The following is a 21,878-nucleotide window of genomic DNA, read 5'->3' as shown; positions in this document are numbered from 1 at the left end:
AGATAATTGCTTTTATATACACAGAAATGGCTCTTACCGCTTGAAACACAGTTAGGATAGTATGACAAACAACTGGTGTTATGTTTAATATGTCCTAGTCCCACCCAGTCTGTTTTCTTTAATTTAGCGTTTTTTGATGGTTTTTCTTTTTCTTTTCATCAATGACCGATTCAGATTATATGAGCATTGACCCTATCATCCCCCCTTTTTTTCTTAAAAATCTAATGATTTGCTAGTTCTCCAAAAAGAACTCTCTCAATTATCATCGGCACACAGGTAATATTTTTCAGCTTTTTCAATTATTTTACAAAATGTAAGCGTTTTTCTTTTTGTATTGATCAGAGACACTAGCCAAGATTTAAAAAACAAGGGACAAGAAACCGAACAAACACTCTTTGTCTTTCATATCGTAAAGAGTGGAATGGTGATCATTGTAAATATTGGAGGTCGAAACATGTTTGGATTTTCTATGGTTCAAATGGTGAGAACAAACGCTAGCAAATTAGATCAACCGTTGCGAGAAACTGTACTCAATCTTTATAAACCATTTAAATGGACTCCTTGTTTTCTACATCGTGTGTTTGAAGGGAGATTAAAGAAGAAAAAGAAGATTCCTGTCATCATTGAGTTTAAACAGGAAGCGCTTGAGGCTGGTATTCATAGTGTAGAGCATGCACTGAAGAAGAGTAAAAAAGCAAAAATAAAAAAACACTTCTCTCATATACATTGTTGTGCTGCTGATCTCACACCTTCTGCTTTAGAGAAAGTGTTAACTGATGGCGACCATATACGAAAAGTGTATTTAGACCGAAAAATGCATGCTTTGCTCGATGTCGCCACAAAAGCAAGCTTCGCAAAGGACGTCGTGCGAAACGAAACAACTTTGACTGGTAAAGGTGTGACAGTCGCTGTCATTGATACAGGCATTTACCCGCACCAAGATTTAGAAGGTCGCATTCGTGACTTTGTTGATTTTGTCAAAAATAAAACAAAGCCATATGATGATAACGGACATGGTACACACTGTGCGGGTGATATCGCAGGAGACGGCACAGCGTCAGACGGTTTGTATCAAGGTCCTGCACCACAAGCGAAACTCATTGGCATAAAAGTATTAAATAAATCAGGTACCGGATCACTGTCTACGATCATAGAAGGGGTGGAATGGTGCATTCAGTTTAACGAAGAACATCCAGATGATCCGATTCGAATTGTTAGTATGTCTCTTGGCGCAGATGTGCAGCGTTACGATGAAGAGCAGGATGATCCAATAGTCAAAGCCGTAAATGCGGCTTGGGATCACGGAATGGTTGTCTGCGTGGCTGCTGGTAATTCAGGACCTAATGCACAAACGATTGCAAGTCCTGCTGTTAGTCAAAAAATCTTAACAGTTGGTGCCTATGATGATCAAAGTACACCTGAGACAGATGATGACATCGTCGCTCCATTTTCAAGCAGGGGGCCTACTGTTTATGGCGCAAACAAACCAGATATTTTGGCCCCAGGTGTCAATATCGTTTCTCTCAGATCGCCAAGTTCCTTCATTGATAAACTAGATAAATCAAGCCGAGTCGGAACAGACTACACAACGTTATCCGGCACTTCAATGGCAACACCCATTTGTGCAGGCATTTGTGCATTGTTACTTGAGCATTCGCCAGAGCTCACGCCTGATGAAGTAAAAGAACTCATCATCAAAAACGCTGGCCAATGGGCAGAAGAAGATCCCAATATTTACGGAGCAGGTGCCATAGACGCAGAGAAAGCGATCCCTCAATAACGGCAAAAAGCCCTTTACGCCATTTTTGCGTAAAGGGTGTTGTTTTGTCTATCTGCTCAATCATTATGTGTGAAGTCTTTCTTCTGTTTGCGTATTTGACATGTTATGCTTCGTTCTCATACATCTCATCTCCTTTTTGAATATGCGTCCGCGCTTCGATCACAATTTCAAAAAAAGTTGAGGATTCCTTGTACATGTCGCGTTCCTTATAATAATTAGCCGCATCTAGTGCTAATTCCTCTAAATCAGCAAACATTTTTTTACTTTTTAATCCAAAAAGAGCCATATTCAATTCTTCACAGTTTCCTTGGTCCATATATAACGCTTGTAAAAATTTAAATTTCATTTGATAAATCTCATCTTTCAGCATGACCGCCTGCTTCATCCCCTCTTGTAGTAAACGGCTAGCATGACCTACATCACCGACCTTAAATCTAGCAAGTGCAAGCGAAAAGAGAGATTTGATCATAGTAGACGTCTGATCTTTTTGATAAAGTGAAATGGCTTGTTCAAAGAATTCTGAAGCAATGTGATAATTCCCCATGCTGTAGTGACACGTGCCCAAATTATTTAGTGCCATTGCTTTGAAAAACGAGGTGCATTCCTGCCTTTCAATTGCTTCACAAACTTTTAATGCTTTTTCTAAATACGGCAATGCTTTTTGAAATTGGTTGACATCAATCCAATTTCCGGCTAAAACAAAATCACATTGGATACTTCTTTTGCCGTACATTCGATGTTCTCTATAAATATCTCTCGCTTTTTTTGCATAATGCATTGAAAAATACGTTTGTTTCATATGATAGTAAACTTCAGCTATTTTATAGTAAAATTCTGCTTTCTCAATTTCATCTGTGACAAGGACAAGCTGTTGCTCAGCATGCTTATAGTATGAGATCGCCTCAATGTATCGATGCTGGACAAAAGCATACATTCCATGAAAAAAGTGAAAGTAGTAACCTAGCAAACCTGTCAGTTCATCTTGCGAATCTTCAATTTCCTTTGGCAGGTGAACAGAACGAAACGGCTCACTTTCTTCATGAACGGGAGATAAGTGCCGAAGCATCATTTGATGGCGAAAATCCATTAAGGAATAATACAAGAGCAAATCCTGATCTTCTTCCATTTCATGAATCTCCTGTTCGACTAGATGCTTCATTTCTTCTGCCTGTTCTACTTCAAATTTGCGGATATGAGTATACCACTGATTGATTTTCACACCCACTTCGGAAGATGGTATTTTATGTGCCATCTACTTCAGCCCCAATCTATCATATCAAACTGATACTATTATTTTACATAAATTATGTTTTTAAGGCAAATTGTAATAAATTAGATATTTTACATTCAAATCTTGTATTTCTATCTTTTATACCAAGTTTAAACAACATCTTTATACCTAACAAAAAACACAGTATACACACTGTGCTATGAATGATCATATTTACGAATCACTTCCTTTAATGCACTAACATACGTTTTAAACGCCTTTTTCTGATCTTTTCTTATATCAAAATCTTGAAAAAATACTTTTCTCTGCCCCATACTTATTTCAAGCTGTACACTTTCACCACTTGCATTTCGATTATTTATATTCTTAGGATCAGTTCCAGAAAGCCGCTCACCTTCCTGTACGAATTCTGCTGAAAAGCCGTGTTTTTCAAGTGATTCAGCCATTGATTTTGCCATTTTCCGATCTGTCCCACCAACAAGCGTATGTCGCTTATCACTTGCATAGCCATGTACAGAAATAGAAAAAGCATAGGTTTTAATCATCTGTGTCAAAATGGGTTCATCGAACTTCGTGCTTGTCATGTGCAAGTCACGATTGTTTTCTTTTTTTGTCCCTTCAAATAAATAAGTAGAATAGCGTTCATTAAACGCTTCAACAATCTCACTAGTCCCCGGTTCAATTTCACCGCCATGTGGGGAGAAAATAAGCAGATCGCTACCGCCCTCAGCATGATATTCAATTTCATATCCATCTTTTTCATGATCAATGAGCTGTTGAAAGCTTTCATATGTATCTCCTTTTCGCTGATCCCTTCTGCTTTTTTCAATGTCTTCTTGGTAGTCTTTTTGTGTACGTCCTTCTTCTTGTGACTTGCTACATCTCACCACAAGAAGAGTACATAGCACAAGGAAAATGAATACGCATAAAATTAGCCTTTTCATAAAACAGCTCCTTTTAGATTCTTAGGTGCTCTCTCCGCCATCATTTTACTACCATTGACCGTAAAAATTCAAAGTTTGTCATGCTTTATTCAATTTTTCAGGAAAACTTTCCTGTTTTTAAATCTTTCATTGGAAAATAAACCTTGATGAAAAAAGCTTGTTTGACATCCATGTGATGCTATCATTGATAACACACGACATACTACCCTATTTCATTTTTAGTGATAAGTACCCACCCAAAAAAAAGATTGAAGTGAAAATTCTTTATCTCATTGAAAACAAAAAAAGACTGCACAACATAACCGGTCATATACCGTTTGTTTGCAGTCTGAAACATTGTATTAGCTTGTTTCTGTTACTTTTTTTAGTTCTTTCTCTAAAGCAATCATGACTTCATCTTCTGTCAATCCTTGTGCCAACGATAATTCACTGACTAAAATATCTCTTGCGTCCTCAAACAATTTCTTTTCACTTGTATTTAATGTTTTTTTACGATTTCTTCTCATTAAATCTTTCACGACATCTGCACCGTCTGCAATGGCACCTGTTTTTAATTTCTTTAAATTCAGATCATATCGCTGTTTCCATGAAAGAGATTCATCATTTGTTTCTTCTGCAAAGTTGTTCATCACGTCTTTTAACGTTGACTGATCAGCAATTGGACGAATGCCTAAATGGTTGATTTTCACGGTAGGAATCATCATTTGCATATTCGGCATTTGGATTAGATAGTATGCCTGAGTTTTTCCTAAAATCTCTTTCTCCTCAATACCTTCTATAACACCTGCTCCATGCATTGGGTAAACAATTTTATCGCCAATTTGAAACAAATCCGCCACCTCCGAGTGTATTCACATATATAAGTATAACACATTTTCTCGAAGTATAAAAATAAATATAATATCATGTTTTTTTATATGGAGTCAATTATTTTCGTTTGTATTTTGAACATTTTCCAAAAATTTTTTTCCGCTCAAAATACAGCCTCTTTTTCTTCTATTGTAAAGAAACATCCAGTCCTTTTTTAAAAGGAAGCATATACTAGCATTGAGTCACATTTAGGAGGGATGAATATGTGCAAGTGCAAGCATTCCTACTCAACCTGTTATAAAATGTATGACGATAAAAAACATGAAGATTATTACGAAAAAGAGAAAAAGTCATATAAGAAGAAAGATGATTGGTTTGAGCATGATTTTTGGGATACTTCAAGAAGCTACGATCCCTATTATCACCCTAAAAGTGTCTGCTGCTGTAAGTGCAAGAAGCGTCGCAAATTCAGATTTACTTTTTAATATGTGACGGTTCATTGCGTTTCGTTTTCCCGGCTGAAAAGCCGGTTTTTTTAGTCTTATGGCCTTGGATTGTCTTCGCTTCCCTATGGACATGACTGATATCAAATGTGCTTTATCTTCATCAGCTAATGGTTTATTAGACGAGTACTGGCTGATATTACTGATCCACAGTTTTACGGAAATGAAATCACAGCAATTGATCTTCTTATGTTTTCAATACTTGCTTTGTTTTTGAGAGGCTTTTCTTTTTGTTGGAAAGGCTCATTTCATGACGATGATACATAGTATGTGGCAACTTCAAAAAAAGGATGAGATCACAATGAATAATCAAGCAAATCATTATCATGATGCGAATCCGTATCATACGTATGAAAATGTATATACGGTCAACCATGAACATGTGCACGCACCGAACTTACATCACCCAAACGCACATCATCACCATCATCATGATAAACACGATAAACACGGTGTACACAACCACCCCCATTATGCCCACTATCATCAAGTAGGCAAGCCGGTTGATCCCTTTTATTCTCATCATATGACTAGCCCTTATTATGGACCGGGTTTCAGTTATGGTGCATCACCATATGACCCTTATGGGGCGACATTTAGTGTGCCACCTAGTGGCGGTGTTGTCACGACACAGCACGGTGCATTTACAGGTGGATTCCATGGAAGCGGAGCAGTTGGCGGATTTCATGGTTTTAGTGCGCCAAGCTCTCATGCCGGTCGCTATTTTTAGCGAAAAATAGCAAATAAGGGTACAATTTCCCATTTACTCCCATATAGGAGTATGGTAATTTTATAGGTAAATAATGGATGATTTCTTCTGTTATTTACCTATTATTATTCAAGGGGGAATGAAGTATGAAAAAAACACTTACTATGTTCACAATGGGATTGCTGACTTTAGTCATGGCATTGTCAATGCCACTAGCAGTTTCAGCAGAAAGTGCAAAAACATCGGAGGGATCTGCCTCTACAAATGCAAGACCTGCTGCTCTATATGCCAAGATAACTGGGACAAGCAAGCAGGAATGGTCTTTCTCTGACATAGATTTAACGTACAGACCAAACTCAGTGATTAGCATCGGTGCAGTAGAATTCACATTGCCAGCTGGTTTTCAAGCAACGACAAAAGATTTGATCAACGGCAAGGCATTAAAAGATAAATATATTCTCAATAGTGGAAGAACTGTTCGTTTGCCAGCAAGATTCGATTTATTCGGAAGCTCTCAATATACGTTACAGCTTTCACATAAGATACTTCCTGCTGCAGGTACATACAGCTTCCGTGCAGAAAATCGAACCATTAGCATCGGCTCAACATTTTATGCTGAAGATACAATTGACATCAACAAAAGACCAGTGGTCACCCCGCCAACAAATCCATGTGGATGCTAGAAATAAACAAAGAAGCGCACGCTGCGCTTCTTTTTCGTTTGAGTACTATTTTTTTGGATGTTGTCTTCTTAACCATCCTTTTTATCAAGCACTCACATCACATTTATTTCACATGAGTATTTGATGATTACATGACCCGTTTAAACATCTTCTCCATTTCATATGTGGAATTATTTGCAGGAAATCACACAAGAACATATATTCTCTACTTGTTGTGTTTCCTTCGTTTTATAGTTTGTCATCATTTTGTAGTCACGCCCACAAAAATCTATATTAATGAAGGAAGTGGGATACTTGAACATAAACAAAATAAGATCATTCCTTTATAAAACATCTAAAATCATGGGTGACGTTAACGCCGTTCAAAAGGGTACTATAGAGAAACGTGTCATGCGACATGCAACGGGAAATGCATCCGAGAAGTTAATGAAAAAGATATTCAAATAAAAAAGCCCCTTATAGGGCTTTTTCTATTTAGGCAAAATAACCAATACTTGATGTATGTCCTCTTTGGGCTTCATTGTAGGTATCGTTTGACGAAACATAACTAAAAGCACCTAACACACTTACAATTATTAATATGGTTACTACTGACTTAAATTTCATAAAGACAGTCTCCCCTTTTAATTTGTTGTTGGAAATAAAGAACCTTCTCATAAAATTCGTTTGCTCGCTCTATATCTCCTGCTTTATTATAATGCTTCGCTGCATCTTTCGATAAATCTTCAAGATTCGCAAAAAAGGACTTTGACTCCAAGTATTCCATTGCTTCTTTTATCCGGTTTATATTGTTTTCTATATATAATGATTTCAATAAAATAAATGTATTCACAAATATGTCATTTTTTAATTTTTCAGCTAGTTCAATGCCATTGTTTAAAGCGTATAACCCTAGATCGCTTTGACCACTTTTAAAATAGGATTTCGTCAACATGACTAGCGGATCGAGAATTTTGTTTAAATGTTCATATCCTCTTTCTTTGAATGAATTTATTGAATCGTTAAAGTATTTAATTGCAACAGATAATTCGTCGTTGTGAAAATAGCTTAATCCTAAATTATATAGCGCTGATCCTTCTAATCGTTTTGTTGAGTTGTCGACAGCTTTTTCTAGTGCGTGTTCAAAATGCGGTGAGGCTTTTTCGGGGCAGCCCATATCTATATAGTTTAACCCAATGACAAAAGAACATTGTATTTCTCTAACTGTGTATGTTTCTTTTTCTCGGTAACATTCTAACGCCTGTGCGATATGGTGCATGGACATGTGGTTTTGTTTCATGTGGTAATAGATTTCAGCCATCTTGTAATTGAACTCGGCACGTTCAATATCATCACTTACAAGAGATAGCTTTTTTTCTGCTCGTTTATAGAAGGTAATGGCGTTGAGGTATTCATAGTTTTCAAACTCATACATACCGTAGAAAAAATTAAAATAATAATCAAGTAAGCCTGTTAATTTCTCTTGATCCCTTTTGATCTTCATTGCTAATTCTCTAAAGTTGGCACGCTCTTTTCCATTCTCCAATGGATTCAAATAATCCAACATTAATTTATGTCGGAATTCCATGAGAGAGAAATATAATAATAAATCCTGGTTTTCCTCCATGTTATCGAGCAAAGATTTTAGTTCTTCTTTATATGCCTCGGCGTCCGGCACGTTAAATCTTTGAATATGGTAATACCATTCATTAATTTTCATACCGACATGAGAAGAAAGCACTTTCTCCATAAGACCCTACCCCTCCCTTGCTATTCCCTTTAATGACATATATTATCATTTTTCGAATAATTCCACACCGAAAAGAAGCCGCAATTTTCCATAAAAATCAAATATAATGAAATGGATACATGAATTTATCACATTACAAAAAAATACAGTATAAAGATACCATTTACCCTTAATATGGATGTTGTTACAATTTTTATGTATCTGCAGGAAGGAGTGATTATCTTATATAAAAGACCTATACGGATTTAAGACATATTTCACTGGATTTTCTTCAGATGCATTTTATAATTGAGGCTTAAACAACAAGATTTTTCTAGCATTATAAACAGCCTCTTCTTTAAATTTTCGGAGGCGAAATTAACATGACTTTTAGAAAAAAATTTGTTCCTGTACTACTAAGCACAACTTTATTAACTTCCGGTCTTGGTGCGACTACTGCGTTTGCAGCAGAGCCGGCTAAATCAACAACACCAGTACATGCGAAGGTGTATAAAAACTTCTTTACAACAAGCCACAACAAATAACAGTACCAGCCCTGTCCAATCCTATTCTTTAGCAACTCGAGCTACAACAAATGGGGATGTTTCTACTCAAGGTGTTGTTTCGTGGACATATAAAGCTTTCCGAGGTGCTTTACTCTGGTGGATGGTTACTGTCGAAAGCATTAAAACCCTTTAATCCAAAGGTAGCTGCATGGATCAGAAAGAATTCTGCCAAAATCGCAAATATAATGGATAAAGGGGAAAAGTGGACAGAAAAACAATTCACAAAAGCTTTTACTAAAATAGGCACTCCTAAAGATGTTGCTAAAACTCTGGCAAAGTTCATCGTTAATCTTATCTAAATATAAAAATATGTGCTTTTAGTTTCTAATAGCGCTTTTTTATGGAGGGTATTCATGTCTTTTTCTTACGTGATTTCATTAACTTTTTTAATACTCCTTTTAGTGTCTATCATATTCTATACTTTTTTAAGGAAGAAAAACGTTGTAGATGAAGCCCCTGGCGCTATTGTTGCCGTTCTTCTTATTTTACTTATATTTTTTTCCCTAAGTTTAGTTATTGTCCTTCCAACTGCCATGCTTTACCTAGTCTCATTGGGAGTAAATTTTCTTTTCGGTGAATACATAACTTATGATTCATTTTTCTCTTTAATTACCTTCTCGTTGTTAGTCAGCATCATTGTGATTTTTTGGTCATTTATCGTTTTATTTATAGGGAAAGGAATCACTTTTTTGTTGAAGGTCCCAAAATGGATAACTTATATTTTAGAATTTTTTGCTTCGTGGGCTCTTATTTACTTCACGATTAAATATGTACTAAATTTGAAGATAATTGAAGTTTCTATATGGGGAAATGGTGTATTGATTTTATCTTTCTTTGTTAGCTTTTTATACATTGGTCTTGATATCATATCCTCTGCGCTTGATCAAAAAAATCAGAACATAGAAGAAGACCCCCCCATCCAATAATGGAGAAGGGGTTTGTTTATTTCATAGCTTTTACTCTCTATAGTCGTATGTCTATAGATTTTTATTTTAATAGCTTTTCTAAAGCTACTTTAGTCTTTGGACCATAGATGCCATCAGCAGCAAGTCCATGCATAAGTCAAAAAAACACCTCTAAACTGGTGCTTTAAATACAACTTCATTGAGAGCATAAGCCAGGTCTAGGAAAGTCTTTGCTTTTAACCTTGTATACGACCTTTCACTCATGCCGATTTCATTATATACCTGGTAATCGAAAACAGGTTCTTGCTGCATGTAACGTTTTATAATGATCTGTCTCTCGTTATACGGAAGACGATTGACCGCTCTTTGCACCTTCTCAAGATAGGCATTTCGTTTCTGTTCCCATTCTATCCGTTTAATAGCTGTGCTTTCTGTGGATGAGCGGAAAGCGTTGGTAGTAGCGGGCGGCACTATGCTAAATCCTCCTGTTATCTTCGGTAGCATATCATCTGGGACCTGGAGAAGATATAAACGATAGTTGTCGAGTATCCTTTCAACTCTTTTTCTAGTTTCTTTTTTGTCTATTACAGGTGGTTCAACCAACATAAAAATACTACCCCCTTTTTATTTGCTTTTAAATGCCCCACCACGCCCTCTTTTATATGTTGGATGGTAGATACCCATGAGTGATTTAATCTCTTCTTCTGAAAGCTCCTGCGGGTGATTTTGGGCACACTCGTTCCTAGGAACATCAGTTCTTTTCGTTGACATAGATTTATAACCCGCTTTTAGAAAATCAGCTCTCAACGTTTTCATTTTGTTTTCTCCTTTCCGACAAATAAAAAAAGGACACCAACCACACAGCGCTTTGCTGTCATGATCAGCGCCCCCCGGCTTTCCGGTAGAACGGTTTTATTTACTGACTTGAATAACTCGCCTTCAATGAAACTAACACGAGTTACTTTGTTGTCATGTGTAACGATTTTTGTTTCACCGTGCGACGGCAGCGGTGCAAATCTCGCTTTACCATCAGATAAAATTAACCAAAAGACGATACGGATTAATAAATCAAGAAATGAGTATGGTGTAAAGATACCTAAAACAAAGTCCAGCATTCGTACAATCGCAATTGATGACACATTAATAACTGAACTTAAAAAATATCGCACCTGGCAAAAGAAAAACAAAATTAAATATGGAGTTGCATATCAAAAACCTAATTTTTTGATAGCATCACCAAATGGAAAAGATATAGGAACGTTTGGAATCAATAAAGTTATTGACTCGATCCTGTCAAAAACAAATTTACATCACATTACACCTCATGGGCTACGACATGCTCATGCAATCATGCTCCTTGAAAGCGGAGTTGATATAAAAACAGTGAGTGACCGACTCGGGCATGCTACCATCAACATGACAGCGGATGTTTATCTTCACGTTACAAAAAAACACAAAACAGAAAGCGTTTTGCGTTTTGAAAAGTATCTTGAAAATTAATCGGTGGGCAAATGGTGGGCAAACCAATTCTCCCACCATCTAAAATCCTGCTACATCACCCGTTTAAACATCTTCTCCATTTCATATGTGGAATGATGGATGATGATAGGTCTGCCATGCGGGCATGTAAATGGATCAGTTGTTTGGCGAAGTTCGTCTAACAATGCTTTGATCTCGTCATTTCTCAAGTGACGATTGGCTTTAATTGAACCTTTACAGCTCATCATAATCGCTGCTTCTTCACGCAATTTCTTTAGATCAATTCCTTTTTCGTCAAGGACTTGCTGGATGATATCTTCAATGATTTCAGCTTCTTCTCCTTTTGGGAACCACTGCGGATGTGAACGGACAATATAGCTCCCTGAACCAAATGACTCTAAGAAGACGCCAACTTTTGCTAGCGCATCCTTCTGTGCTTCTATTAGGAGCACTTCATTTTTCGAATAGTGAAACGTCAAAGGGACAAGCATCTCTTGAACTTCAGGTTTAATCTCACCTACCTTTTCACGATAATATTCATATTTGATTCGCTCCTGGGCAGCGTGTTGGTCAATAATATAAAGGCCTCTTTCATTCTGTGCCAAAATATATGTCCCGTGCATTTGGCCAATCGGGTACATCACAGGCACTCGATCACTTTCTTCGCTTATTTCAAATGTTGTAGATGTCTTTCCCTCCACATACATGTCTTCGGCTTTTGTATATTCTAATTCCAGCCCTGCGCTTACTTGTGATAGAGAAGATTCAGCGATGATTTCTTCTGGATCACTCACTTCATATGGCACATCTGTCTTGGCTTCATTCACAATAGAGTGAAGCGACGTAGATCGAAATGTTGATGGTTCATGCTGACTGTCTGCTTTGGATCGAGCTGCATCAAATGATAATGCTTGCTGCTCATTTTTTACTGTTTGAATCGGTGTCTTCTTAGGAAGAGTTGCACTAGGAATCAGTTGTTGTTTTTGAAAAACATCTCTAATTCCTTGCTTTATGAGATCATGAAGCTCTTGTTCTTTACTTAGCCTGACTTCGAGTTTAGACGGATGAACGTTCACATCGACTAAAATCGGATCCATGTTCATTTCAATGAATGTAATTGGGTGCCGCCCGATCGGTAAAAGGGTATGGTATCCTTCATGAATCGCTTTGACAAGCGGAAAGTGTTTAATATATCTACCGTTTACAACAGAGGACATATAATTTCGTGATGCTCTTGTCATCTCTGGAAGTGAAATATATCCTTTCACTTCAAAGTCCAGTGATTTCACATGAAGTGGCAGCATTTTTTTGGCAACAGCAGTTCCATAAATCGCTGCAAGAACATGTCTCACATCACCATTTCCATTCGTTTGCAACAGAACTTTTCCTTGATGACGTAATCTAATTGACACTTCTGGATGCGCCAAAGCGATCCGATTGACAACATCTGATATATTGCCTAGCTCTGTATGAACTGTTTTCATATACTTTAGCCGAGCTGGTGTGTTAAAAAATAGATTCGTCACTAAAATCTCAGTTCCGCGTCTTCCTGATGTTTTTTTCTCAGAAATGATCTTTCCGCCTTGAAGCGCTAAGTGGGTGCCAGCCCCTTCACCTGTACTTGTCTTCATTTCAAGGTGGGAGACTGAAGCGATACTTGGTAAAGCCTCCCCTCGAAATCCAAGCGTTCTCACGCGAAAAAGATCATTTTCATCCTTGATTTTACTTGTGGCATGCCTTTGGAAGGCGAGCTTACAGTCATCAGCATCGATCCCGTCACCATTATCAATCATCCGAATAGACGAAAGTCCTGCTTCTTCAACATCAATCTCTATCGCGGTACTGTTTGCATCAATTGCATTTTCTAATAGCTCTTTTACAACAGAAGCTGGGCGCTCCACGACTTCACCAGCTGCAATTTTATTTGAAAGGTCATCAGATAACTGAATGATTTTTGCCAACCTTGCTCACCTCACCAATGATTAGAATGATAATTTCTTTTGTAATTCGTGTAGTTTTGTCATGACATCTAGTGGTGTCATATCCATCAAGTTCAGCTTCTTTAATTCAGCTAAAACAGCCATCTCTTTCTCTTTCATTTTTGGCTTTGAGGATTGACTTTGTTTCTCTTCAAAAAAGGATAGTTGCATTTTCTCTTCTTGTTTTTCCTCTTTTTTGGGCGTGGTGACTTTCGGAATCACTTCACTACTTCCACTTTCTAGTTCTGTTAAGATTGTTTGTGCTCTATTAATAATCGCATTCGGTAATTCAGCGAGCTGTGCCACATGAATTCCATAACTTTTGTCTGCTGCACCTTCTTTGATCTGATGTAGAAATACCACTGTCCCTTCATGCTCTTCGGCACGTACGTGGATATTTTTCAGTTCACTTAATTGCGATTCTAATACCGTTAATTCATGGTAATGTGTTGAAAAGAGTGTTTTTGCCCCAATGTGATCATGGACAAATTCGATGATGGCTTGTGCAAGCGCCATGCCGTCATAAGTGCTTGTCCCGCGCCCAATTTCATCAAATAAAATCAGACTATTGTTCGTTGCATGCACCATCGCATTTTTCGCTTCGAGCATTTCAACCATAAATGTACTCTGTCCTGAAATGAGATCATCAGCAGCACCGATTCGTGTAAATATTTGATCAAAGATCGGTAGCGTTGCTTTTGTGGCAGGAACAAAACAGCCAATTTGTGCAAGAATTGAGATGAGCGCCATTTGTCTCATATAAGTACTTTTCCCTGACATATTTGGTCCGGTAATCAGTAAAGTTTGACGATTTTTCCCCATTTTGCAGTGATTCGGAACGTATTCCTGATGATCCATTACCTTTTCAACAACGGGATGACGTCCATCTACAACATCTACTTCATCATCAGAAAAATCAGGTCTAACGTAGCGACGTTTTTCACTAACTGTTGCAAAGCATTGGAGCGCATCTAGCTCACTCATTTGTTTTGCAAGTGATTGTAGCCTTGGAATATAGCCCTTTACTTGCTCTCGTAATGCAGTAAACAGTTCATATTCCAGCTCGTTAATATTGGATTCTGCTTCGAGTATGAGGGCTTCCTTCTCTTTTAACTCTGGTGTAATATATCGTTCTGCATTCGCAAGGGTTTGTTTTCTTTCATAGCGACCCTCTTCTAGTAGATGTGTGTTGGCTCTTGTGACTTCAATATAGTAGCCAAACACTTTGTTGAAACCGACCTTTAATGAACGGATACCTGTGTATTCTCGTTCCTTTTGTTCAAGGCGAGCAATCCAGTCTTTTCCGTTACGGCTGGCATCACGATATTCATCTAATTTTTCGTGATACCCGTCTTTAATGAGATTGCCTTCTTTTATCGTCATTGGTGGATTTTCATAGAGTGCTTCTTCTAATAAATCCAACAAATCTTTGCAGAGGTCAATTCGGCTTGCTCTCTCTTTTGCCATTTCATGCGCCAATGAGCCAATGAGATATTTGATGGCTGGCACTTGTTTAAGTGATTCCTTTAGCTGAATCAGATCACGAGCATTCACATTCCCAAACGCGACTCGTCCTGCCAATCGTTCAAGATCATATACTTGTTTTAATCGTTCTCTTAAATCTTCACGTTCAAAGAGTTGTTCTATGAAAATTCGAACCATTTCTTGTCGTTCTTTGATTTGGCTCAGCCTAATGAGCGGGCGATCAATCCATTGTTTTAACAACCTCCCGCCCATCGCTGTTTTGGTTTCATCGAGTAGCCAAAGAAGTGAGCCCTTCTTACTTTTTGAACGAATGGTTTCCGTTAATTCAAGGTTTCGTTTGGAATATAAATCAATTTTCATTGTTTGTTCAAGCTCAAACACTTGAACTTTCTGTAAGTGATCGAGACTGCGTTTTTGAGTTCTTCTTAAATAAGAATAGAGTTTGAGAAATGTAGCTTTTAAGTGCTCTTCAAGATGGGAAATGAGCGGTGCTGCTTCTTCGATATTGCCTTCGTCATTTTCATATGAAATGGTTGCATGACACCGTTCTTTCAGTGTTGTGACTGTTTGTTCATCTAGTTCCGATGAGACGACAATCTCCCTTGCACTGACAGAGTATACTTCTGAGATCACATCATCCAGTCGTTCAATAAACGCTGCCATATTCTCACCTGTCGAAATGTCCGAAAGCGCAAGTCCATAACCATGCGGGAACCGAGAGACAGATGCAATAAAGTTGTTTTCATTTTCACTAAGCCCTTTGCCTTCCATGACAGTTCCAGGTGTAATCAACTGAACAACTTCTCTTTTCACAACACCTTTGGCTGTTTTCGGATCTTCAACTTGTTCGCAAATTGCGACTTTATAGCCTTTTGAAATCAATTGTTCTATGTACGCTGAAGCAGCATGATAAGGAACACCACACATTGGTATCGTTCCGCCATCTCTACTAGTTAATGTAATTTCTAGTTCTTGTGACGCTTCTTTCGCATCTTCAAAGAACATCTCATAAAAATCGCCTAAACGAAAAAATAAAAAGGCGTCTTTGTAGTCAGCCTTAATCTTTAAATATTGCTGTATCATGGGCGTGTAACTTGCCATTTTAATCCCTCACTATATCACTTTCTAATTCGTACCACCTTTTATTATATCATAAATGACGAGTGCGTTTGACTATGAGACATACACAAAAAAACTAGGGGTTCATCCGCCCTAGTCATCAATTATTCCTCTGGATCGCCCGCTAAAAACTCTGGGTGGATGTCTTCTAGCTCTTCATCCACTTCTTCTTCCCACTCATGATCGTCTTTTTCTTTCCAGCTTGAGTTGACTTCGACAACGATTTTTGTTTCTCCAACAACCTCTGCAATAAACTCTCGTTCTGCTTGAACAACAATTTTGTTGCCATTCGGGGAAATCGTCACCTCGAGACAGTTCGGCTGTTGAAGTACCTTTGCAATCACTTCATGCTCATCATCCAAGAAATTTTTATCTTTGTATCTCAGCTTGATGATATCGACATACTTCACTCGCTCTGTGACGACCTCGGTTTTTGTATTGTCTGCATAAGAATACCAGACGTTGATGTCAAACGTCCCTTCGATTTCTACTGTTTTACCGACCTTTTCAGCATCATACTTATGATTAATGATCCAACCACCTAGAATACTGGTTGGTTTTTGCGATGGAGAAATGGTGTGTGTGCTTTGGGTGAATTTTCTCCCTTTTGCAACCACCGCTTTTGTAATAATCTCTCTGTATTCAGACATTCCGGCATGCCTCCTTGTTCTTGATCGTTTTATCTTATGCTGGGCATTCGTCTAGTGTGTCACGATTTTGAAAGTCATGTTAAATTCATTTCTGTTTCAGTGTATGCGTGGTTGCCCATAAACTTGCCATGAAAATTGGAAAAGTTGGAGAGCGGGAGAATGATGTCCTTTAAAAATAGGAGGATATGATTAAATGAAAGAAGCTAGAGCTCTTCTGATAAATTGGCAGCGCTCTAATATTAATTTTGTGCAATTTAAATTTCGAGAAACAAAAAACCCCGCAGGTGCGGGGTTTTTCATTAGAGTGAACAGCTTGGTGATGAATTTTTTACTTTCGATCCGGTTTCACCAGATAATAAGTTGCCGCCAGTCGATAAAATGATCTCATCTGTCACTTGATTGGAAATCGTATGTGCGACAAGCTGGAGCAATGAATTGACTTCAATTTGAGATTCTTTGAATTCTTGAATAATCGGAATTTCATCGAGCTCTACTTGAAGTGAATCAATTTTACTCTCGACTTGCTTCAGTGCTTCATGTTTTCCATAGTGTTTCAAATTAACAGCTTGCTTTTGGAGCGCCTTAATTTGATTAATAATGGAAGAAATTTTCGTATTTTCATTTATTTGTGCTTCGGCTTTTTTGAAAAAGTCGACTTCTTCCGTTTCAGAAATCATTTTTGCAAGCTCTCTGGCACGCTCTACAATTTCTTTTTTTGAATAAAGCGTCATTTTTAATTCACCTCGATTGCTTCTCCAACCATTTCTCCGTTAAGAGACCAAGTTTTCGCTTGTGTGATTTTCACGTTGACGAGTTTGCCGATGGCTTCTTTTGGTGCTTTAAAATTCACAAGCTTACTTTTACTTGTATATCCGGCCAGGATTTCAGGGTTATTTTTACTTTCACCCTCGACTAATACTTCGACAGTCTGCCCTTCATATTCCTTCATTTTTTTCGCGGAAATTTCATTCACAAGTGCATTTAGGCGTTGAAGTCTTTCTTTTTTCACACGCATCGGCACATTGTCTTTCATTTTTGCTGCTGGTGTTCCTTCTCTTGGTGAGTAGATGAAGGTATATGCCGCATCAAATTCAACCTCGCGATAAAGTGAAAGCGTTTCTTCAAATTGTTCGTCCGTTTCATTCGGGAATCCAACAATGATATCTGTTGTCAGAGATGCATTCGGCATCGCTTCTTTTATTTTCCGAACAAGATCCAGGTAACGATCTCTATCATATTTTCTTGCCATGAGTTTTAGGACAGCTGAACTTCCTGATTGCACAGGCAAATGAATATGATCAAGTAAATTCCCGCCTTTTGCAAGCACATCGATCAAGTGATCATCAAAATCACGTGGGTGACTTGTTGTAAAGCGAATACGCGGGATATCAATTTTACGAAGCTCATCCATCAGATGGCCAAGGCCATATGTCATATCTTCAAAATCTTTGCCATACGCATTTACATTTTGACCAAGAAGTGTAATTTCTTTATAGCCTTCTGCAGCTAGTCTTCTTACTTCTTGAATGATCTCTTCTGGATGGCGACTTCTTTCCTTCCCACGTGTATACGGGACAATGCAATACGTACAGAACTTATCGCATCCATACATAATGTTGACCCAGCCCTTGATTTTTCCTTGGCGTGCCCTTGGAAGGTTTTCAATGACATCTCCTTCTTTTGACCACACTTCGATGACCATTTCTTTTGACAGATAGCAATCTGATAAGAGCTCTGGCAAACGGTGAATGTTGTGTGTACCAAAGATTAAATCGACAAACGGATGTTTTTTCAAAATACGATTCACGACAGATTCCTCTTGTGACATACAACCACAAACACCTAGAATCAAGTCTGGCTTTTCGCGTTTTAACGCCTTTAAGTGTCCAAGCTCACCGAACACTTTGTTTTCAGCATTTTCACGAATCGCACATGTGTTCAGTAAAATAACATTCGCATCTTCAGTTGAATTCGTTGGTTCATAACCAAGTGCCATAAAAATACCGGCCATGACTTCTGTATCATGCTCATTCATTTGGCAGCCATAAGTACGAATATAAAACTTACGACCTTCCCCGATACCTTTGAACCGCTCGTCAATATTGAATTGATTATACGCTACTTCTTCTTTACCCCGTTTTTTTGCATCCTTTAAAGAAGGTGGAATGTAAACAGCTTCAAAGTACTTACTGTAGTCCTTCTCGGATTTTTTGTCCGATGAACTCACTTGTCCGCTTGCTTTTCTCTGCTCTTCATTCATGATTTTGTACTCCTTTCAAACCAAGTTCCACCCTACAGTATAGACTATTTTCTAATGAATTGAAAATAAATTCATATAGATCCTTTCATTCAATCACGACGCTTCTTGCAAAAAATAGACTTGCTTTTTAAAATCGGAAAGTCCTCCAACAGAAAAAGAGAGCCTTCGCTCTCTTTAAGATAAAATACCGAGTGCTTTCGCCTCTTCCTCAATAATAGCAAGTGCTTGATCCAGTTCTTCTATTGAATGCTCTGCTGTGATCATAGCTCTTATTCTAGCTTTTCCTTTTGCCACTGTTGGAAAGGCGATTCCTTGTGCAAAAACACCTCTTTCCATTAACGCTTTTGAAAAACGGAACGTTAAAGCTTCATCACCGATCATCATCGGGATAATGGGTGTTTCTGTTGGTGCAATATGAAGACCTAGCTCCAAAATTTTCTTTTTAAAATACGCAGTGTTATCCCAAAGAGTTTGAATTCGTTCTGGTTCATCTAAAAGCACCTCGATTGCTTCCTCACAGGCCCTTGTCACAGCTGGTGGATGAGACGTACTAAATAAAAATGGTCGTGCTTTATGCTTTAAATAATCAATCAACACTGCCGATCCAGCTACATACCCGCCGAGTACACCGACTGCCTTACTTAATGTGCCAACTTGAATATGCACTCTGCCATCCAGCTTGAAATGGTTCACTGTGCCACGTCCATTTTCGCCAAGTACACCGGATGCGTGAGCATCATCTACCATCACATATGCATCGTATGTTTCCGCTAATTGAACAATCTCCGGAAGCGGTGCAATGTCACCATCCATTGAAAATACTCCGTCTGTCACAATTAAGCGAGCACGATAGTTCATTGATTTTTTTAAGATTTTCTCTAGCTCTTCCATATTTGCGTGTTGATACACTTTTTTATCTGCTTTCGTCAACCTAATTCCATCGATAATGGATGCATGATTCAGCTCATCAGATATGACAATATCATCTTTTGTTAAAATGCTTGAGAGGACCCCTTGATTGGTCGTAAATCCAGATTGAAATACGAGTGATGCTTCTGTCTTTTTAAACGTTGCGAGCTTTTTTTCTAGACGCTCATGCATCGTCATCGTCCCTGCAATTGTTCGCACTGAACCTGTTCCTGCGCCAAATTCATCAATCGCTTCTTTTGCTGCTTTCATTAGTCTTGGGTGTGAGGTGAGGCCTAAATAGTTGTTGGAGGAAAGTTGAATGACTGGTTTTTCGTTTAATGTCACGGTAGAAGATTGTTTTGAATCAATCTCTTTTAATGTTTGATGTGTCCCTGCCTCTTTCATTTTCTGAAGTTCGTCTTGTAAATAATTAAATTCTTTCATTTATTTTATCCCCCTTTGTTTTTATGGAATGAGAACGACTTTCCCACAAGTACCGCTTCTCATAAGGTCAAATCCCTTTTCAAAGTCTTCAAATGAGAACGTATGTGTAATGACAGGCTGTACATCGACCGTATTTGTTCTCAAAAGATCTGATACTTGTCGCCACGTTTCAAACATCTTTCTACCAGTAATTCCTTGAACCGTTAATCCCCTAAAAACGATTTGATTCGTAATATCCAACGCGACTGGACGTTCTGGAAGACTTAAAATGTTGATTTTACCCCCGTTCGCTGCCGCTTCTAGTGCTTGTGTAATAGCAGTAGGATGGCCTGACATTTCACAAATGACATCCGCTCCTTCCATACGCGTTAGCTGTTTAATGGCACTGACTGGATCTTCTTTTCCCACATGGATGATTTGATCTGCACCCATTTGATCTGCTAATTGTAATCTATATTCATTTTTGTCAATTGCCATCACTTGAACAGCGCCTGAGGCTTTTGCTACAGCAATAGCCATCAGTCCAATTGGTCCACAGCCAAAAATGGCTACAGATTTACCTGAGACCGGTGTATGAAGTACCGTGTGAACAGCATTGCCTAATGGTTCCTGAATAGAAGCAAGTTCCTTCGGCATATTCGGCGGATTATGCCAAATATTTTGTTCAGGCACTTTGACATACTCAGCAAAACAGCCGTCAATATCAACTCCTAAAATATTCGTTTCACTGCATAAATGCTGCTGACCGGTCAAACACATGTAGCACCTGTTGCATACAAGGTGGGTTTCAGCCGACACATAATCCCCTACTGCTGCATGTGTGACCCTTTTTCCCACTTTTACAATATCCCCTGAAAATTCATGCCCAAAAATATATGGCGCTTTCACTCTTTTTTTTGCCCAGTCATCCCAGTTATAAATATGGACATCAGTTCCGCAGATTGACGCCGCTTTAATTTTGATCAGCACTTCATGCTCGTCAATTTCAGGAATGGGCATTTGCGCCAAAACCGCTCCGTAAGCGCTTTCTTTTTTAACAATCGCTTTCATCGTTCCACACATGACGTACAACCCCTTTTGTAAAAAAGTTCTCCCAATCAGATTTTAACATGTCTTTTTTCCCTCGTAAATACTGGTGTCTTCTCTGAGTGAACAGATGATCACGTCAGGAAATTTCTCTGCACTTTTTTTCAAAATAAAAGACAAATCCCCTTGCTAAAAGGAGATTTGCCGAATTTGTTACCTGTATTTTGAGATTGAAACATATAGTACAGTGTATCTGATATGCCTGGATACGCCTTTAAAGTAATGGTTGGTACACCATTTTCATGAGTTTTTGATTTTGTTTTAGTTCCAGCGGAATTCCCTCTGTAACGAGCCCAAACTGTCTATTCACTAGCTATGCACTTAAACAGTCTTCAGCTAGTTTGTCACGGTCTAGTTCATACGAATCGGAAGTTGGATAAACAAATAGCCACCAGCAATGAGGACAATAAAGAATAAAATAAAGACTAGTTTACCTCTTTTTAGAAAAGCCTCAAACATTGATTTACTTGCTTAATGATTTATTTTCGGTGCACTACTTTTTGTTCATTTTAATTTACCATCATATTGAAAAATTGCAAGCTTCCATATGTAGTTTTTAACCATATTCCAAAAGTAATATGTTATATAAGAAATGTATCTCGGTAAACAAAAACAACCTGCTTACAAG

The 21,878-nt window shown here is 38.1% G+C and carries 21 protein-coding genes and 1 pseudogene; 7 read left to right on the top strand and 15 right to left on the bottom strand.

Annotated features, from left to right (window positions below):
• The first annotated feature begins 454 nt into the window (after positions 1-454).
• Positions 455-1,780, top strand: a complete 1,326-nt coding sequence (locus ACQKEZ_RS14450) for a S8 family peptidase (RefSeq protein WP_427301842.1) — start codon at positions 455-457, stop codon at positions 1,778-1,780.
• Positions 1,781-1,883: 103 nt separating this feature from the next.
• Here the strand turns inward: ACQKEZ_RS14450 and ACQKEZ_RS14445 are convergent, their stop codons facing one another.
• The 3 genes from ACQKEZ_RS14445 to ACQKEZ_RS14435 all read right to left on the bottom strand — a co-directional run bounded on the left by ACQKEZ_RS14445 (position 1,884) and on the right by ACQKEZ_RS14435 (position 4,785).
• Positions 1,884-3,032 (bottom strand): tetratricopeptide repeat protein, encoded by a 1,149-nt coding sequence (locus ACQKEZ_RS14445; RefSeq protein ID WP_427301840.1) that lies wholly within the window; start codon positions 3,030-3,032, stop codon positions 1,884-1,886.
• A gap of 176 nt (positions 3,033-3,208) precedes the next feature.
• Positions 3,209-3,955 (bottom strand): poly-gamma-glutamate hydrolase family protein, encoded by a 747-nt coding sequence (locus tag ACQKEZ_RS14440; RefSeq protein WP_427301838.1) that lies wholly within the window; start codon positions 3,953-3,955, stop codon positions 3,209-3,211.
• Between the two features lie 341 nt (positions 3,956-4,296).
• Entirely contained in the window at positions 4,297-4,785 is a 489-nt protein-coding gene (locus tag ACQKEZ_RS14435; RefSeq protein WP_427301836.1) for a CarD family transcriptional regulator, read from the bottom strand.
• Positions 4,786-5,569: 784 nt separating this feature from the next.
• Here ACQKEZ_RS14435 and ACQKEZ_RS14430 point away from each other — a divergent pair.
• Together ACQKEZ_RS14430 and bslA are read left to right on the top strand one after the other, a co-directional pair.
• Positions 5,570-5,998 (top strand): hypothetical protein, encoded by a 429-nt coding sequence (locus ACQKEZ_RS14430; protein WP_427301834.1) that lies wholly within the window; start codon positions 5,570-5,572, stop codon positions 5,996-5,998.
• 125 nt (positions 5,999-6,123) lie between these two features.
• Positions 6,124-6,660, top strand: a complete 537-nt coding sequence (bslA, locus tag ACQKEZ_RS14425; RefSeq protein WP_427301832.1) for a biofilm surface layer hydrophobin BslA — start codon at positions 6,124-6,126, stop codon at positions 6,658-6,660.
• Between the two features lie 595 nt (positions 6,661-7,255).
• On the opposite strand, the gene ACQKEZ_RS14420 is transcribed toward bslA, so the two are convergent.
• Positions 7,256-8,389: an aspartate phosphatase gene (locus tag ACQKEZ_RS14420; protein WP_427301830.1), complete on the bottom strand. Its 1,134-nt coding sequence runs from the start codon at positions 8,387-8,389 to the stop codon at positions 7,256-7,258.
• Between the two features lie 362 nt (positions 8,390-8,751).
• Here ACQKEZ_RS14420 and ACQKEZ_RS14415 point away from each other — a divergent pair, with 362 nt between their 5' ends.
• From ACQKEZ_RS14415 to ACQKEZ_RS14405, 3 genes are all read left to right on the top strand, one after another.
• Positions 8,752-8,913, top strand: coding sequence for a hypothetical protein (locus tag ACQKEZ_RS14415; protein ID WP_427301828.1), 162 nt, complete (start codon positions 8,752-8,754; stop codon positions 8,911-8,913).
• 71 nt (positions 8,914-8,984) lie between these two features.
• Positions 8,985-9,233 (top strand): hypothetical protein, encoded by a 249-nt coding sequence (locus ACQKEZ_RS14410; protein ID WP_427301826.1) that lies wholly within the window; start codon positions 8,985-8,987, stop codon positions 9,231-9,233.
• A gap of 54 nt (positions 9,234-9,287) precedes the next feature.
• A complete protein-coding gene (locus ACQKEZ_RS14405; protein ID WP_427301824.1) occupies positions 9,288-9,860 on the top strand; it encodes a hypothetical protein in 573 nt (190 codons plus the stop codon).
• Between the two features lie 61 nt (positions 9,861-9,921).
• On the opposite strand, the pseudogene ACQKEZ_RS14400 reads toward ACQKEZ_RS14405, so the two are convergent.
• The 4 genes and pseudogenes from ACQKEZ_RS14400 to ACQKEZ_RS14385 form a co-directional block, all read right to left on the bottom strand.
• Positions 9,922-9,996 (bottom strand): annotated as a pseudogene (locus tag ACQKEZ_RS14400) (peptidoglycan-binding domain-containing protein); the annotation flags it as partial.
• A 14-nt stretch (positions 9,997-10,010) separates the two neighbouring features.
• Positions 10,011-10,445, bottom strand: a complete 435-nt coding sequence (locus ACQKEZ_RS14395; protein ID WP_427301822.1) for an ArpU family phage packaging/lysis transcriptional regulator — start codon at positions 10,443-10,445, stop codon at positions 10,011-10,013.
• Between the two features lie 18 nt (positions 10,446-10,463).
• The gene (locus ACQKEZ_RS14390; RefSeq protein WP_427301820.1) at positions 10,464-10,655 is read right to left on the bottom strand and encodes a hypothetical protein; all 192 of its coding nucleotides are present in this window, start codon (positions 10,653-10,655) and stop codon (positions 10,464-10,466) included.
• Complete coding sequence (locus tag ACQKEZ_RS14385; protein ID WP_427301975.1) at positions 10,652-10,846, bottom strand: XtrA/YqaO family protein; 195 nt, start codon at positions 10,844-10,846, stop codon at positions 10,652-10,654. The genes ACQKEZ_RS14390 and ACQKEZ_RS14385 overlap by 4 nt, the downstream gene beginning before the upstream one ends.
• Here ACQKEZ_RS14385 and ACQKEZ_RS14380 point away from each other — a divergent pair.
• Positions 10,782-11,339, top strand: a complete 558-nt coding sequence (locus ACQKEZ_RS14380; protein ID WP_427301818.1) for a site-specific integrase — start codon at positions 10,782-10,784, stop codon at positions 11,337-11,339. The genes ACQKEZ_RS14385 and ACQKEZ_RS14380 overlap by 65 nt on opposite strands.
• Positions 11,340-11,389: 50 nt before the next feature.
• Here ACQKEZ_RS14380 and mutL read toward each other — a convergent pair whose 3' ends face one another.
• The 7 genes from mutL to tdh form a co-directional block, all read right to left on the bottom strand.
• Positions 11,390-13,279 (bottom strand): DNA mismatch repair endonuclease MutL, encoded by a 1,890-nt coding sequence (gene mutL, locus ACQKEZ_RS14375; RefSeq protein ID WP_427301816.1) that lies wholly within the window; start codon positions 13,277-13,279, stop codon positions 11,390-11,392.
• A 21-nt stretch (positions 13,280-13,300) separates the two neighbouring features.
• Positions 13,301-15,883, bottom strand: a complete 2,583-nt coding sequence (gene mutS / locus ACQKEZ_RS14370; protein WP_427301814.1) for a DNA mismatch repair protein MutS — start codon at positions 15,881-15,883, stop codon at positions 13,301-13,303.
• Between the two features lie 122 nt (positions 15,884-16,005).
• Positions 16,006-16,551 carry an outer spore coat protein CotE gene (gene cotE / locus ACQKEZ_RS14365; RefSeq protein ID WP_007499466.1) on the bottom strand — a complete coding sequence of 182 codons (546 nt, stop codon included), beginning with the start codon at positions 16,549-16,551 and terminating at the stop codon, positions 16,006-16,008.
• Between the two features lie 299 nt (positions 16,552-16,850).
• Positions 16,851-17,282: a RicAFT regulatory complex protein RicA family protein gene (locus ACQKEZ_RS14360; protein ID WP_427301812.1), complete on the bottom strand. Its 432-nt coding sequence runs from the start codon at positions 17,280-17,282 to the stop codon at positions 16,851-16,853.
• A 2-nt stretch (positions 17,283-17,284) separates the two neighbouring features.
• Positions 17,285-18,811 carry a tRNA (N6-isopentenyl adenosine(37)-C2)-methylthiotransferase MiaB gene (gene miaB, locus ACQKEZ_RS14355; RefSeq protein ID WP_427301810.1) on the bottom strand — a complete coding sequence of 509 codons (1,527 nt, stop codon included), beginning with the start codon at positions 18,809-18,811 and terminating at the stop codon, positions 17,285-17,287.
• A 174-nt stretch (positions 18,812-18,985) separates the two neighbouring features.
• Positions 18,986-20,164: a glycine C-acetyltransferase gene (locus ACQKEZ_RS14350; protein ID WP_427301808.1), complete on the bottom strand. Its 1,179-nt coding sequence runs from the start codon at positions 20,162-20,164 to the stop codon at positions 18,986-18,988.
• Positions 20,165-20,185: 21 nt separating this feature from the next.
• The gene (gene tdh / locus ACQKEZ_RS14345) at positions 20,186-21,226 is read right to left on the bottom strand and encodes an L-threonine 3-dehydrogenase (RefSeq protein ID WP_427301806.1); all 1,041 of its coding nucleotides are present in this window, start codon (positions 21,224-21,226) and stop codon (positions 20,186-20,188) included.
• Between the last annotated feature and the right edge of the window lie 652 nt (positions 21,227-21,878).

The organism is Bacillus sp. NPDC077027 (assembly GCF_050269555.1).
Taxonomy (GTDB): domain Bacteria; phylum Bacillota; class Bacilli; order Bacillales; family Bacillaceae; genus Bacillus.
The sequence above is the reverse complement of the archived record's forward strand: the minus strand, read 5'-3'. Positions and strand labels throughout refer to the sequence as shown.